10 protein-coding genes and 1 pseudogene are annotated in these 15,061 nt (G+C 37.8%); 4 read left to right on the top strand and 7 right to left on the bottom strand.

Annotated features, from left to right (window positions below; genetic code table 11):
- Positions 1–40: 40 nt before the first annotated feature.
- The 4 genes from HDE70_RS17005 to HDE70_RS16990 all read left to right on the top strand — a co-directional run bounded on the left by HDE70_RS17005 (position 41) and on the right by HDE70_RS16990 (position 7,627).
- Entirely contained in the window at positions 41–1,387 is a 1,347-nt protein-coding gene (locus HDE70_RS17005) for a sigma-54-dependent transcriptional regulator (RefSeq protein WP_183891331.1), read from the top strand.
- Positions 1,388–1,508: 121 nt separating this feature from the next.
- Positions 1,509–2,651, top strand: coding sequence for an FIST signal transduction protein (locus HDE70_RS17000; protein ID WP_183891330.1), 1,143 nt, complete (start codon positions 1,509–1,511; stop codon positions 2,649–2,651).
- A complete protein-coding gene (locus HDE70_RS16995; protein ID WP_183891329.1) occupies positions 2,638–5,274 on the top strand; it encodes a PAS domain-containing hybrid sensor histidine kinase/response regulator in 2,637 nt (878 codons plus the stop codon). The genes HDE70_RS17000 and HDE70_RS16995 overlap by 14 nt, the downstream gene beginning before the upstream one ends.
- 13 nt (positions 5,275–5,287) lie before the next feature.
- On the top strand, positions 5,288–7,627 hold the full coding sequence (locus tag HDE70_RS16990; protein ID WP_183891328.1) for a PAS domain S-box protein: 2,340 nt from the start codon (positions 5,288–5,290) through the stop codon (positions 7,625–7,627).
- Here HDE70_RS16990 and HDE70_RS16985 read toward each other — a convergent pair.
- The 7 genes and pseudogenes from HDE70_RS16985 to HDE70_RS16955 form a co-directional block, all read right to left on the bottom strand.
- Positions 7,595–7,851: pseudogene (locus HDE70_RS16985) on the bottom strand (hypothetical protein). The gene HDE70_RS16990 and the pseudogene HDE70_RS16985 overlap by 33 nt on opposite strands.
- 525 nt (positions 7,852–8,376) lie before the next feature.
- The gene (locus HDE70_RS16980) at positions 8,377–9,009 is read right to left on the bottom strand and encodes an NAD(P)-dependent oxidoreductase (RefSeq protein ID WP_183891327.1); all 633 of its coding nucleotides are present in this window, start codon (positions 9,007–9,009) and stop codon (positions 8,377–8,379) included.
- A gap of 10 nt (positions 9,010–9,019) precedes the next feature.
- Complete coding sequence (locus HDE70_RS16975; RefSeq protein ID WP_183891326.1) at positions 9,020–9,823, bottom strand: inositol monophosphatase family protein; 804 nt, start codon at positions 9,821–9,823, stop codon at positions 9,020–9,022.
- Between the two features lie 75 nt (positions 9,824–9,898).
- A complete protein-coding gene (locus HDE70_RS27445; protein ID WP_183891325.1) occupies positions 9,899–10,762 on the bottom strand; it encodes a helix-turn-helix domain-containing protein in 864 nt (287 codons plus the stop codon).
- 683 nt (positions 10,763–11,445) lie between these two features.
- Positions 11,446–12,282, bottom strand: coding sequence for a glycerophosphodiester phosphodiesterase family protein (locus tag HDE70_RS16965; RefSeq protein WP_183891324.1), 837 nt, complete (start codon positions 12,280–12,282; stop codon positions 11,446–11,448).
- A 7-nt stretch (positions 12,283–12,289) separates the two neighbouring features.
- Positions 12,290–13,570 (bottom strand): purple acid phosphatase family protein, encoded by a 1,281-nt coding sequence (locus HDE70_RS16960; RefSeq protein WP_183891323.1) that lies wholly within the window; start codon positions 13,568–13,570, stop codon positions 12,290–12,292.
- A gap of 16 nt (positions 13,571–13,586) precedes the next feature.
- The gene (locus HDE70_RS16955) at positions 13,587–15,059 is read right to left on the bottom strand and encodes a SusD/RagB family nutrient-binding outer membrane lipoprotein (protein ID WP_183891322.1); all 1,473 of its coding nucleotides are present in this window, start codon (positions 15,057–15,059) and stop codon (positions 13,587–13,589) included.
- Positions 15,060–15,061: the final 2 nt, after the last annotated feature.

Below are 15,061 nucleotides of genomic sequence, written 5' to 3'. Positions count from 1 at the left end.
ATAGTTTAAGATAAATTCTGTAATTTAGAGAAAAGCTCTTATGGAAAATTATCGAATTTTCGTCGTGGAAGATGATCCCTGGTATGGAGAAATCCTGGATTATCATCTCTCTCTCAATCCGGACTATCAGGTGACCAGATTTTTAACGGGAGAAGATTGTATTAAAAACTTACATCTAAACCCGGATTTGATTAGTATTGACTTTTCTTTGCCCGATACTACCGGAGATAAATTTTATAAAAATATACGTAGAATTCTGCCAGATGTCCCTGTCATCGTGATCAGTTCGCAGGAAAATATTACTACAGCTGTTGATCTTCTTAAAATGGGTGTTTCAGATTACCTGGTAAAAGATGAATCTACCAAAGATCTGTTATGGAACAGTATTATCAGGATCCGTGAAAATCAATCTTTGAAAAAAGAGGTACAATACCTGAGGGAAGAACTGGGGCAAAAATTTTCATTTGAAAAAACTATTATCGGTCAAAGTACTGCCATCAAAAACATATTTGGTTTAATGGAAAAGGCGACCAAAACAAATATCAATATTTCCATTACCGGAGAAACAGGCACTGGAAAAGAAGTCGTTGCAAAAGCAATCCATTATAACAGCCTTCGGAGTAAGAGAAAATTTGTTGCCGTTAATATGGCAGCCATACCCCGGGAGCTTGTAGAGAGTGAATTGTTTGGCTATGAGAAAGGTGCTTTTACCGGGGCGAATGCCCGTAAAGCGGGTAAATTCGAAGAAGCAGATGGCGGAACGATCTTCCTTGACGAAATCGCAGAACTTGACCTGAATGTGCAAAGTAAAATATTAAGGGTAATTCAGGAAAGAGAAGTTACACGTGTTGGAGGAAATGAAACGATTAAATTTGATGCCCGTCTGATCATTGCCACACATAAAAATTTAGCAGAGGAAGTAAAGAAAGGAAATTTTCGTGAGGATCTTTATTATCGGATCATGGGTTTGCCAATAGAGCTACCTCCATTGAGATTCCGTGATAATGACGTGTTGATTCTGGCTAAATATTTTATCGATGAATTTTCAACAGCCAACAAATTGGGTAATATTAATATGTCAAATTCTGCAAAGGACAAATTACTAAAATATACTTATCCTGGAAATGTGCGGGAACTTAAAGCAATTATTGACCTTGCTGTAGTTATGTGCAGTCAAAATGAAATCAAACCGGAAGATATCACATTTAATACCATACGCAGAGATGATATTTTAATTACCGAAGAAAAAACTTTAAAAGATCATAACCAGGATATTATACGTTTTTATTTAAAAAAATATAACCACGATGTGATCGTTACAGCAAAAGTTCTGGACATTGGCAAAAGCACTATTTATAATATGATTAAAGCGGGAGAACTGGAATAAATTCCATTTTTTGGAATTTAGCACAAGAAACAAATTCAACAAAACACTGAAAACAAGATAATTAGCCACAAAAAACCCCTTTGGCATAATAATCGTATTTATCTAAGGAAATAGCAACATCATGAATGCATCATCGTTTCAGTTTTTAGATAATAAATGGCAACAGCATCCATCCTATCCTATCGTTAAACCTAATCAGATACGACTTGTGTTATGTTTTGCAGGTAAAGAAAGGATTGAGGAAACGAATATTTATCAAAGTTTGCACATTGAGTTTCCTAATGCTGAGCTTATGATATGCAGTACCGCCGGAGAAATATATCAGCAAAACGTCCAGGATCAATCTATAATATGTGTTGCACTGGAATTTGAAAACACCGTGCTCAAAACATCCTCAGTATCCATTCAGGATTTCCCGGATAGTTACAGTGCTGCTGCAAAATTAATTGATAATCTTCCAAAAGAAGAGCTTTGTTATCTTATGGTTTTTTCTGATGGTAGCCTGGTTAACGGAAGTGAACTCGTGAAAGGACTTAACAAAGCCACAGGAAATAAAGTACTGATTACCGGCGGTCTGGCGGGTGATGGACCCAATTTTAAATCCACCTTGCTTGGGTTAAATAAATCACCATCAGAAGGCCAGATTGTTGTTATTGGCTTCTACGGAAAAAACTTATTAGTTACTCACGGCTCAGAAGGGGGGTGGGATATGTTTGGACTTGAGAAAGAAATCACCAAATCTAAAGCAAATGTTTTGTATGAAATTGATCATGAAAATGCACTTGAATTATATAAAAAGTATTTAGGTCCCGAAATAGAAAATCTTCCTGGCGCATCTCTGCTATTTCCACTTTCAGTAACTATACCTGGAATTGAGAAACCCGTTGTCCGAACTATTTTATCAATTGATGAAACCCTCAAAAGCATGACATTTGCCGGAGATGTACCTGTCGGATCAAAAGTAAAGTTTATGAGAGGTAATTTTGATAAATTGACCGCGGCGGCAGCTATTGCTGCTCAAAAAACCATCCCTTTCGGAAAACCCAATCCCGACTTCTCTTTGCTGATCAGCTGTGTTGGCCGTAAGCTGATTCTGGGTTCCCGTGCAGAAGAGGAAGTGGAGGCTGTAAGTGAAATATTTGAAAATAAGACTCCTATTGCAGGTTTTTATGCCTATGGAGAAATATCGCCATTTAATGAAGGTGGGGATTGTCAATTACATAACCAGACCATGACTATAACTTCTTTTTATGAATTACCATAAACTGTTATCCCGTCAAATAAAAAAATACCTGCCTGAAGAATTATCTTCTAACCCAGCCATACTTATCTTCCTATCTATCATCAACGACTCCTATACAACTTTAGAAAGAGAAACAGAATTAGCTGAACGGGCTTTTCATATTAGTGAAGAGCAGTATGTAACACTAAACAGCAAATTGAAACATGAACTCGAAGTAAAAAAATTATCTGTCGAAAAATTAAAGTCTGCCGTAGGTTTTTTTGGTTCAGAAACAGAAAAAGATTCCGATGATCTGTTAATGATAGCGCAGCAACTTCATGATGAGATTAACCAGAGAAAGAAGAGTGAAGCGGCATTAAAATCAAGCGAAGGCTTATGGCAATTTGCTTTAGAAGGTGCAGGTGACGGCGTATGGGAATATAACTTTCAAAATCAGGAAGTTTTTTTTTCCAAACAATACAAAAAAATGTTAGGCTATACAGATGAGGAATTTAAAAATGAGACTTCTGAGTGGTTTAATCGCATTCATCCTGATGACCTCGAGCTCGTTAATAAAATCGATCAGGATTATGCGGAAGGAAAAATATTAAGTCATCAGCGTGAGTTCAGGTTAAGACATAAAGATGGGCACTATTTATGGATATTAGACCGGGGTATGGTCATTGCTTTTACAAAAGATAAATCTCCTGAACGAATTGTTGGTACCCATACAGACATTACTGAAAGAAAGCTTGCCGAACAGGCCTTAAAGATTAATGAAGAAAAATATAGAGGAATAATCGCCAATATGAACCTTGGGTTAATCGAAGTAGACAACAATGAGATTATACAATATGCCAATGATAGTTTCTGCTCCATGAGTGGCTTCACTCAGACAGAATTAATGAAAAGAAAAGCTTCAGATGTATTAATTCTAAATGAAGAAACGAAAAGAAAAATTCAACAAAAAAATGAACTTAGAAAACAGGGCATCTCGGATACCTATGAAGTTTCAGTAAATCATAAAAACGGAAAAAAAAGATGGTGGCTGATCAGTGCCGCTCCCAGATATAATGACAATGCAGTCTTAGTGGGTTCAATTGGGATACACCTCGATATTACACAACAAAAGGGACTTGAACTTGAGCTGATCAATGCTAAGGAGCAGGCCGAAGCTTCCACCCAGGCAAAGGAAATGTTTCTGGCCAATATGAGCCACGAAATACGAACACCTATGAATGCGATTCTAGGAATGTCTAATCAACTTAGAAAAACCCATTTAGATCGGGAACAATCATTTTTCTTAAACACGATAAAAGCAGCAGCAGATAATTTACTGGTAATCATTAATGATATTTTAGATCTCAGTAAAATCGATGCAGGTAAGCTTACAATTGAAAATATTGGTTTTGAAATACAGCCACTTATCATGAGAGTAATACAAGTCATGAACCATAAGGCAGAAGAAAAAGGGATTGTAATAACGAGTTCATTCTGGGATCCACAATTACAAAATGTATTAATTGGTGATCCATACAGAATAAATCAGGTTCTTCTTAACCTGGTAAGTAACTCGATCAAATTTACCAGTAAAGGAAGTGTCGATCTGACTTGCAAACTAATCAAAGAAAATACAGTAAATCAATGGATAAAAATCACTGTACAAGATACCGGAGTAGGTATGGACCAGTCATTTATAGAAAGACTTTTCGATAATTTCTCTCAGGAGGATGCTACTGTTACAAGAAAGTATGGTGGTACTGGTCTTGGAATGAGTATTACAAAAAGATTGATAGAATTGATGGATGGTAAGATCGAAGTAGATAGTAAAAAAAATGCGGGCACTAAGATTTCTATCCTGCTGAAATTAAACAAAGGGAAACTTGAAGATTTACCTCAAAGCGAGATTACTGAAACTGATCCTGGAATTCTTAAAGGAAAAGTGATTCTGATAACAGACGACAATGAGATCAATCGTTTACTTGCCTCCACTATTTTACAAGCCTATGGAGCTGAAATATTGGAAGCAACAAATGGTTTGGAAGCAATTGAACAGACGATAAATTGTACTCCCGACCTAATCTTAATGGACATTCAGATGCCAGTAATGGATGGTATGGAGGCTATCAGAGAAATACGAAAAAAAATGAGCGTAAGCATACCAGCTATTGCCTTAACGGCCTTGGCACTGAAAGGAGACAATCAAAAATGCCTGGAGGCAGGATTCAATGATTATCTATCAAAGCCATTCGAAGAGATGCAGCTTTTGAATATTGTCTCAGTTTGGCTTGGTAAAAAAGTAAATCAATTAACAGCGCCTAATATCAGTACAGTAATTGAGACTCCTTTATACGATCTGACACAACTGAATACCATTGCCAGGGGTAATATGGATTTTATTAAAAAAATGAAATGTCTTTTCAAAGAACAGGCACCTGATTCAGTTAATGAAATGAAGGCTGCCTATTTAAAAAATGATTACGTTCTTATGGCAAAGATTGCACATAGAATGAAGCCTTCAGTTGATACTATGGGGATCATTTCCCTGAAAGAAGTACTGAAAGAAATTGAGGAGTCAGCTCATGCTGAGGGTACATCATTAAGGATGGACAATCTCCTGTGGAACCTCGAAAATACGATATCAAAAGTGATCATTAAATTATAGGAGGTAATTTAAGATGAGAAAAAAAATCATTGTCGAGGATAGACATAGTTTAGTCGAAAAATTAATTGATCCGGAAATAAAAGAAACTAACACATTGAAACAATTTTTCAACTTATCACAAGATTTAATCTGCATTGTAGGGACTGATGGATATTTTAAAAAAGTTAATCCGGCTTTCCAGACAGTCCTGGGATGGGATGTGGTATCACTTCTCAGCAGATCACTATTTGATTTTATACATCCAGATGATGTCGGGATTACTTTAGCTGAACTTGAGCAGTTAAAATCAGGCAAAAACACAGTTAATTTTACACATCGGTTCAAAACAAATACCGGACAAGATAAAGTAATTCAGTGGACAGCTACTCCTGAGCTATCCAGCGGACATATTTTTGCTATTGGCAGAAATATTACTGAAGAAGTTGAGAATAAACATCAGCTGGAAATTAGTGAAGAAAAATTAAAAAGATTTTTTGAAAACTCACAGGGACTAATGTGTACTCATGATTTAAATGGAAAATTTCTCTCCGTAAATGATGCTGGCGCATCTGTTTTGGGTTATTCCAGAAAGGAAGTCAACCTGATGACCTTGTTTGATGTCGTTCCTGAAAATTACCATCTTGGAATAAAGGAATACTTAAAAACAATTAATAAGCTAGGAAAAGCAAGTGGAAAAATCCTGATTAAAGATAAAACAGGAAATAAAAGAGTCTGGATTTTCAGTAATGTTCTGGAAAAAAACCTTCATGATGAACCCTATATTTTAGGTAATGCAGTAGACATTACTGAACAATATTATCTGGAACAGGATTTAAAAGCTGCAAAAATACAGGCGGAAAAAGCCAGCATGGCAAAATCAGAATTTCTGGCCAATATGAGTCATGAAATTCGGACACCATTAAACGGGATTATTGGTTTTACAGATTTAGTATTAAAAACGAAGCTTAACAAAGTTCAACATCAACATCTGAGTATTGTAAATCAATCTGCAAATGTTCTTTTAGAAATCATCAACGATATATTGGATTTTTCCAAAATAGAGGCCGGCAAACTTGAACTGGATATCGAAAGGTGCGATCTTTATGAAGTCTGTTCTCAAGCAACAGATATCATTAATTACCAGACTCAAAGGAAAAAGCTAAAGATGCTGTTGAATATAGCTCCTGAATTGCCAAGATTTATCTGGACAGATGCTATTCGTCTGAAACAAATCCTTGTCAACTTATTAAGTAATGCAACAAAATTCACTAATGAAGGTGAAATTGAACTCAAAGTTGAATCTTTGATTGCGGTTCAAAATCAAACAAACATTCGTTTCGGAGTCAGGGATACTGGTATAGGTATTAAACTAGAAAAACACACTAAAATTTTTGAAGCTTTTTCCCAGGAGGATAATTCCACTACAAAAAAATATGGAGGAACAGGGCTTGGGCTAACCATTTCCAATAAGCTGTTAAACATGATGGACAGCAAACTTCAGTTGACTAGCAAAGTTGGTGAAGGCAGTCTTTTCTATTTTGATCTTAACCTAAAAACGGAAGTTGGTGAAGTACCTTCTGCCAGTCAAAAATCATCGCATTCAATTCCTTTACATCCAATTGTAAAGCCCTATTTAAACAATATTCATAAAATTATGATAGTCGAAGATAACGAGATAAACATGTTTCTTCTCAAAACTATCATTCTGAAAATTATGCCAAAATCAATAATTATTGAGGCATACAATGGAGATGAATGCCTGAAAAAATTAAAAAATGAAGTAGTAGATCTGATCTTTATGGATGTACAGATGCCCGAAATCAATGGATATCAAGCCACTGCTAAAATAAGAGAGATGGAAAATTCCAGTCACGTTCCTATAATTGCACTAACCGCAGGAAACGTTAAGGGAGAAAAAGAGAAGTGCATTGAAGCTGGAATGAATGATTTTATTTTAAAACCAATCGTAGAAGAAACTATCATTGATGCGATAGAAAAGTGGTTACTGAACACCTTAATTCCCCATAAATCCAACAACGAATCTAACATAGATCAGCCTTTACATCTTAGTCTTGAAACATTAAAAATGTATTATGAAAATGATGAGGAAAGTATGAGCGAAATATTGCAGATGATTAAACAACAACTCGTAGAATCTCTATCAAACTTTGAGCAGTATGTAAAACAAAAGGATCTCAAATCGATAAACAGCTTTGGCCATAAACTTTACGGTACGGCAACGGCAGCAGGCATGGGCATTTTAGCCCAGATTGCTACACAATTACAGAATATGGATACTTTTTTAGCTTTCGATATTGAAATCCTATTAGCAAAAACCAGGTCAGAGATAGGTATTATTCTCACGTTGTTGTAACCATTTCCAATTCTTTATTTCAGGTATATCATCCAGCTGATGAAAATGAGATACACTTTTTACGGCTTCCATTGCCAAATGATAATGACTCATCTGATTCAGCACGACCATTTCGAATGGCGTAATTGTCGTTCCTTCTTCCATATACCCCTAGCATGAAACCTTGCCGGATCTGGCCGTCCATGTACCAGATTAATACGTACATAACCATGAAAGGCGAAAATTACCGGAGTAATATTAGAAAATAGTGATTCAAAGACTTCTTCAGCAACTGTTTAAAGTGTAGAAACGTCGCCTGCACAGCCTAGTATTACACCGGTTTAAAGAAAGGTGGTACAATTTTCACCTTTCAATTGGCAACAAGTAAGTTTGAGAACAGAGGAAGAAAAGTTTTCACCTGCTTTATTCATGAACTAACCAATGAAAAATTAGAAAATAAAACACAGACAGAATATCAACAGCATGTCTGCAAGCCTACCAGTTAGCGATGTTAACTTAGTCAGATACCTCTTTTCAGTATTTTAAAATTCACAAGCTTATTATACTAACTCCAGAGCTACAGCTATGACTGAGCAAGTACTTTCTTTCTAGTCAAGTATGTTAAAAAACAAGGTTAATTTGCCACGGCAGAGATTGATCTGGAAAATTTGCTGAGTAGAAAACCTATTTCAGTGAAAGCGCAATAGACAGAAATATATGCGCCAAAAAATTAATTTGAGGCAACATCTGAAACGACGTTGCCTTTTTTCTTAAACAGAAGTAGTAAGCGCCGGGTATTTTTTAAGCATGGTTGGATTTTCTGCTTCCTCTAGTAAAAAAGACGCCACATCTGCTCTTGATATCTTCCCGATTTTGATGCCTTTATAAAGACCTGGCAGTACTTTATACTTCTTCGTTAAGGGGCCATCACTAAGTATCCCTGGCCGAACAATCTCCCAGTTCAGTTCACTATTTGCAATAATTTCCTCCATCAGTGTTTTATTGATATACTGATGTTTCAGGAAAAACCTGATCACTGTTTTCATAAAAAAGCCTAAAAACATACTACTATCACCTGTACCAAATCCGGTAATGATTAACACAGGTGCTTTAAAATTCAATGCTGTACCAGCTTTAACCAGCGCATTAGCAGTATCAGAGAACAAAGTATTAGGCTTTTTATTTTTGGTACCAATGGTTATAATTACCGCGTCAGCACCAAACATAACCTTCTTCAGATCGCTGACAGAAGTTGCACTGCCGTTAACTTTAGTTAAATGTGCATGGGGAGGTATACTTTCTGTATGCGTAGACAAAGCTGTCACCCTGTGTCCCTTTGCTAAGGCCCGCTCTACCGTGGCAAGCCCTATACCAGCAGCTGCACCTATAATCGTAATATTCATCTGAATTTAATTAAGAACCTGTTTTATTGTTGAACTTACCTGCAATTCCCGGTGCAGAAACAGCCAGACTTTCATCTCCCCATTTCCAGCTATCACCATGAGCATTCAATATATCAGCACCAGCTTCTCTGGCAATTAAAATACCAGCCAGCCAATTGAAGGTATCCAGACCTAATTGATGAAATACATCAATCCTGCCAGCACCTACATAAGCCAGCTGCAAGCCATGGGGACCATAATTCCGGACTACACCAAATTTATTTAACAGTGATGCCACCGCAGCGCTGTGTTTTTCGTTAAAGCCAGGTATAGCTGGTTCCTGGTGTCCGTGTTCAAAAACGGCAAGCATCATATCAGGATCAGTCTTAGCTGATGGCTGGATAGGCTTATCATTCATAACTGCACCTGTCCCTTGCTGCGCCCAAAACATTTCATTTGATAATGGATCATAAATCACCGAAAAATATAATTCCCCATTTCTGATCAATACCAGGTTGATAGTCCATCCAGGAATGTGCTGCAAATATTGTATTGCACCGTCCATTGCGTCGCATAACCAATATTCAGATAGCGGCAACGGTTGCTTTTGTCCGTCGTTATCAAATTCATCAACTGTATTCCAGGGAGTATCGGGAAATTCCGGTGTTAATCCTGCCTTTAACACAGCCATACAGCGTTCGTCAATTACTTCCAATTGTTTAAAGAACTGCTCCTTGTTAGTTGGGATAGTGTTTTGCTTATATTCTTTAAGAAACAAGTCTCCTGCTTGTCTCACCGTATTTAAGACGGTCTGAACATTTATCTGCTTATTCATTTTTGCTTATTTTATAAAGCAAAGAACGTGGATAAAATGCAAACAGAAATATAGTCAAACCTTGGAATGATAGTCCTAATCGTGGTATTGTTGCCGGAATTGCAGCGGAGTTAAACCTGTTACCTTTTTAAAAAGCTTTCCAAAATAAACAGGTTCTTCATAACCGAGTTGATAACCAATTTCCTTCACTGTAAACTTGGTAAAACAAAGCAGCCGCTTAGCTTCAAGCATACAATATTGTTGAATGTAAACTGACACAGAATCACCAGTTGTATGCTTAATAGTATCATATAAATGAGCAACTGAGATATTGAGCTCGGCTGCGTATCGGGCAGGCTGTTTCCAATCCTTATAATTTAGTTTAAGCAAATGCATAAAAGCCTGTTCAATTACAGTTGCCCTGTTAGTTTTTGTTTTGCCGATCGTATTGATTGTTCCAATTTCGCCTGTAATCAGGCCTAGCAAGGCATCGAGTATCGAGTGAATTGCACGTACAGTATATAGATTACCCGCTGCTATCTGCAATTTTTCTATCTGCCCTGTTAAAGTAACCGCATGCCCATAAAAAGCAGATTGCTTGTCTAATGATACAGGTAAGCGAAACCCTTTTTCCATGATGAGCTGAAATTCATTGTCTATCAACGCAGGATCTATACTAAGCACCCAACCTACCGGATTTCGGGCAGAAATAATATAGTGAACCTGGCCGGGAAAGATAAGCAGCATAGCCGGTCCTATTATTGTATTGTTCTCAAAATCGATATTAATCACAAATTGACCGCCTGTAGCTATCATCAACAGATAATGATCATCTCGATGGGGCATAGAATGATCATGTTCAGCAGCATGACTATCATCTATCATGTTCTTGATCAGGATACCAGCTTTAGCCAGAGGCGACATAGGAAACTTTATAATATCAATTTGCTGATCTTTCACGTATTAACTTTTATAATCAATTCTACACAATTATTTGTAATATGCATCCGGCAAAGAGTCTCATCTCTTCACAATGCACACCAGAGAAACCGTGGGAATGCTAATATGAAACAGTAATAAATTGATTACACCTATACAAACCTTGATTGGTGTAATATTCAACTGGTTTGATATTTTAATTTCTACATTTAAAAATAGTGTTATCAAATTCACTTTGTCCATTTCAAGTTAATTTAATCGGGCATTATAACAAAAAATTAATCCAAAAACAAAACATTTAGAATAAGTGTAACAATAATTTTCATTTTATTTGGTTTATACATCTATTTTATAGCGCACAATCACACTGGTGGTATCGATATATTCATTATATCAATATCAAGTATCATTTTTAATATAATTTGGTTCTGCCAAAGAAAAAAACAGCTTCCCCAAGGTGTTATTGAAAGGGATTCTGTTACATTTTATAGTTTGTTCAATGAGGACACTGTTACCTGGTGTGCCACTGTTAAGGACAGCTCACAGGCTAAAGAAGTAATATCTGAACCTGATCAAGAGAGACGGAAAGTGAAAGATAACAAGCCGTTAGAGAAAGACAAAAGCAAAAGATTTGAAGCAGCTAAAAAACATTAAAAATGAGATTTGAAATAAAACTCAAATCTCATTTTTAATGTTTTAAAGATCTAAAGCCCAGAAACCTTTATTCCATCACGCAAATGATTTGTTTTCAAGTACCTGAGAAGTGCTTCCGGATGATCGGTTTGCACACCCTGAACTCCTTTATCCATTGCAACTTTCCACTTTACCGGATCTTCATCAGCCATTTGTACATCTAAAAAGACAGACAATCCGCTTTCTTTAAGTGCGGCAACAAGCGCTGGATCTGAAATATTATCAGTTGCTTCCAATGGAATTTTATCAAGAAAAGTGCTTAGTTCTTCTTTCTTGATCTGCCTGGGCAAGCCAGACATCAGCGGCATTTGCGGAGCTACCGCCCGCCATGCCTTATACTGCTCCGCCTTATTGATATAAACCAGCACTTGCTTTTCCATACCCGCAGCCTTAATTTGTTCATAAGCTTGTGCTACATCAGCCTGCTTAAAATCCAGGTAAATATTAATCCGGTTCTTGCAGGCTTTTAAAGCTTCCATAAAAGAAGGTAAGCTATATAAATGACCATCCTTGGCATTCAGCGTCAGCATCGCCACCTCGTCCAGATTCAAATCCTGAATCCTGCCTTTACCACTGGTCGTATGATCTACGGTTTCATTGTGAATCAAAACCAGATGACCATCACGGGTTGTACGCAGGTCTATTTCCACATAATCTGCACCAAGATCAATAGCTTCCTCAATTGCAGCTATACTATTTTCAGGTTTGACCAGATGGCTTCCGCGATGTGCGATCACGATAAAGCCATTTTTACATTTGGGAAGCGGAGCCAATTTCCGCTGCCCAAATGTGATCACCGCAAAACAGCTGAATACAAGTACCAGTAAGTTTGTTTTACAATTCATCATTTAATAATTATTGCTTTGCAGCAGGGTTCATATCTGTAAATTCCGCAGCATGATCCCTGCTTGATTTATTCAGGGAAAAAGCATCAAACAACTCTCCGGAGGTTTTGTAAGCTTCAAACTTCAGGTTTTTGCCATCCACATGAATTACCTGGAACAGTTGAGTATTTTCCAGAGAAACATTCATCCATTTTGCCCCGTCCACTTTATACATTTTAGGGCCGGCAACAGAAACTAAATATACTGGCCCGCTGACTTCCCTGCCCGATAATCCGCGTGGCAAATTTTGTCCGCGGCTATACGTATGGTCATGTCCCTGCAAAACCAGGTCTATATGATACTTGTCAAATAAAGGTTTAAACCGCTCTCTGAAGTCTTTATTGTCTCTGCTTTTGGCAGTAGAAAAAATAGGATGGTGAAAAGTGATAACCGTCCACAATTTTGTATTTTCTTTCAAAACCTTTTCCAGCCATTCATACTCAGCCTTTGCAGAAGCCTCGTCCAGAATAATCATTTGAGAATCCAATGAAATCACACGTACATTTTGATAATCGATATAATAAACAGACTCTTCTAAACCTTTAGGGCCATTTCCGGGCAAAGTATACTGTACACCCCAATGCGGATCCAATATCAATTTTCTTTTCTCATCACGCACATATTCATGGTTTCCCGGTGAAGGCATACTTGGAACCATTCCGTTGATAAAACCACCACCATAATGCCATTCACCCCACTCTTTGTCATTGTTTGACCTGTTAATCAAGTCACCCGTATGGATAATAAAACGCGCATCCGGTTCATGAGAAAATGCTTTACGGATTACACGTGACCACTTAGAACGGATATCATTTTGCGCATCTCCCAGGTAAATAAAAGAAAAAGGCTTGTTCTGATCAGCAGAGGCTGTGGTAAACTGAAACCATTCACTCCAATATTCACCAGCACCTACGCGGTAAGCATATACCGTTCCGGGCTTCAAATTATTAAAAGTAACACTGTGATACTTCGCTGTCGCATAATTCTGACCACCAGACAATGAACGGGAATCTGCATCATAAGCTGTAATCGCTTCTTCCATCGCAGGGCTGGAATCTTCGGCTTTAATTTGTGCTTTGGCTCCCACAATTGTAGTATCCGTACGCCAGGTTACTGTCTGGCTAACATCAGTATTGCCTTTCCACGTTAAAATTACGCGGTCTGGAAAAGGTTTCGGATTAAAATCCTGTGCCTGAATATTCGTAAAAGCCACAATAACAAGCAATGCAGCAGTATATATAGATTTGTTCATTTGATAAAATTTTAAATTATTTCAGGTACCACATTAATGTAGACTCTTTGTCCGGGCCAAAAACAGAGATTGCTTTCTGATAATTAACTTTGTTTTTCGCACTTTCAGAATCTGGAAAAACATAGCGTTTTGGAATTCCCCTGCCCGCAGCCAAAGGGCCGGTCACAAAAGCCGGATAACCGGTACGGCGCTGATCAAACCAGCCTTCTGATCCTTTAAACAGCATCGCCATCCATTTCTGGGTAATCAGCTGTTCCAATGTACCGTCATATTTAACCAGCGGCTGGTCAAAGTAATTTGCAGGAGCTGTGAGCCCATAACTCTTCATAGACTCTTTAATTCCCTTGTAATACATGGATTCAGCAGTTTCTCCCGGTACAGTAAGTTTCCCTTTCTGGATCGCTTCTGCCAGAATAAAACATTGCTCAGTGTAGGTGATCAGACTGGCATTCAATAAAGGATTAGAAGAACCGCCATTTTTTCTAAAGAAACCAGAAGAGAAAACAGAAACATGATCCTCTCCCCCATTATATGCAGCAGGTGCATCAATCGCATTAGGTACGCCAACATATTTATTAAGATCTACAGTTGAACCAATAGTACTTTTAACCGGCTCTACCCAAAGACCCAGGCGCGGATCATTTATTTGCACAAGTCTGTCAACTAGCTCTTTACTCACTTTCGTCTTTTGATAATCAAAATCAATCATCGCCAGTGGGCCGCCAGGCCAGCTATAAGCGGCTAAATTCCCCAGATAGGCAACTGCCGCGTTATCAGCACTGCTCTCAAAAACAGGATAAGTGGCCTTGTCATTCAAAATGGTCTGCATGTCAGTAAATGCAGCGCCATAAACTTTTGAAATACGCAACAACATTCTTAAACGCAAAGTGTTGGCGAACTTACGCCATTGCAGCGCCTTACCATTAAATAACGCATCGCCTTTAGCATTAATTTCCCCTGTACTTCCTTTTAAAAGATCATTAGCCTCCTGCAACTCTCTCAATAAATCAGGATAGATAACCTGCTGCCGGTCGTATTCCGGATAAATGAGATTACTTTCCTTCGACTTCAATGCCTGGGAATAAGGAATATCTCCATACAGGTCGGTCAGGTAAGCAAAATTAAAAGCTTTCATAATTTTACTGATCGCGACATACTGGTTTTCAGAACGGCTTTGCGCCGTTTCCAGCAAAGTTTTATTCACTGATAAACGGGTATATACATCATCCCAGTCTACCGGCCCCCAGTCAAACAGGTCATAACCAGTATTACGGGCCAGCGTAAGATACCTTGCCGCTGAAGCAGGTCTTCTGCCTGCTGCATTTTCCTGGTAGCCATAAGCAGTAGATAAGATGACCTCAGACATCAGGAACTCTGTGTTAGTCGTTTCCGGAGAATTTGGATTGGTATTGATTTTGTCAAAATCTTTAGTACAGGCACTGAGTATGGCCATGAACAATACCAGGATAGTTTTATATCTGAATTTCATTT

It is taken from the genome of Pedobacter cryoconitis (assembly GCF_014200595.1).
Classification (GTDB): Bacteria; Bacteroidota; Bacteroidia; order Sphingobacteriales; family Sphingobacteriaceae; genus Pedobacter; species Pedobacter cryoconitis_C.
The sequence above is the reverse complement of the archived record's forward strand: the minus strand, read 5'-3'. Positions and strand labels throughout refer to the sequence as shown.

Excerpts from the sequence above, each read along its gene's own strand:
- HDE70_RS17005 (WP_183891331.1), top strand. The coding sequence starts at position 41 with ATGGAAAATTATCGAATTTTCGTCGTGGAAGATGATCCCTGGTATGGA.
- HDE70_RS16995 (WP_183891329.1), top strand. The coding sequence starts at position 2,638 with ATGAATTACCATAAACTGTTATCCCGTCAAATAAAAAAATACCTGCCT.
- HDE70_RS16990 (WP_183891328.1), top strand. The coding sequence starts at position 5,288 with ATGAGAAAAAAAATCATTGTCGAGGATAGACATAGTTTAGTCGAAAAA.
- HDE70_RS16965 (WP_183891324.1), bottom strand. The coding sequence starts at position 12,282 with ATGATGAATTGTAAAACAAACTTACTGGTACTTGTATTCAGCTGTTTT.
- HDE70_RS16955 (WP_183891322.1), bottom strand. The coding sequence starts at position 15,059 with ATGAAATTCAGATATAAAACTATCCTGGTATTGTTCATGGCCATACTC.
- HDE70_RS16980 (WP_183891327.1), bottom strand. The coding sequence starts at position 9,009 with ATGAATATTACGATTATAGGTGCAGCTGCTGGTATAGGGCTTGCCACG.
- HDE70_RS17000 (WP_183891330.1), top strand. The coding sequence starts at position 1,509 with ATGAATGCATCATCGTTTCAGTTTTTAGATAATAAATGGCAACAGCAT.
- HDE70_RS16960 (WP_183891323.1), bottom strand. The coding sequence starts at position 13,570 with ATGAACAAATCTATATATACTGCTGCATTGCTTGTTATTGTGGCTTTT.
- HDE70_RS16975 (WP_183891326.1), bottom strand. The coding sequence starts at position 9,823 with ATGAATAAGCAGATAAATGTTCAGACCGTCTTAAATACGGTGAGACAA.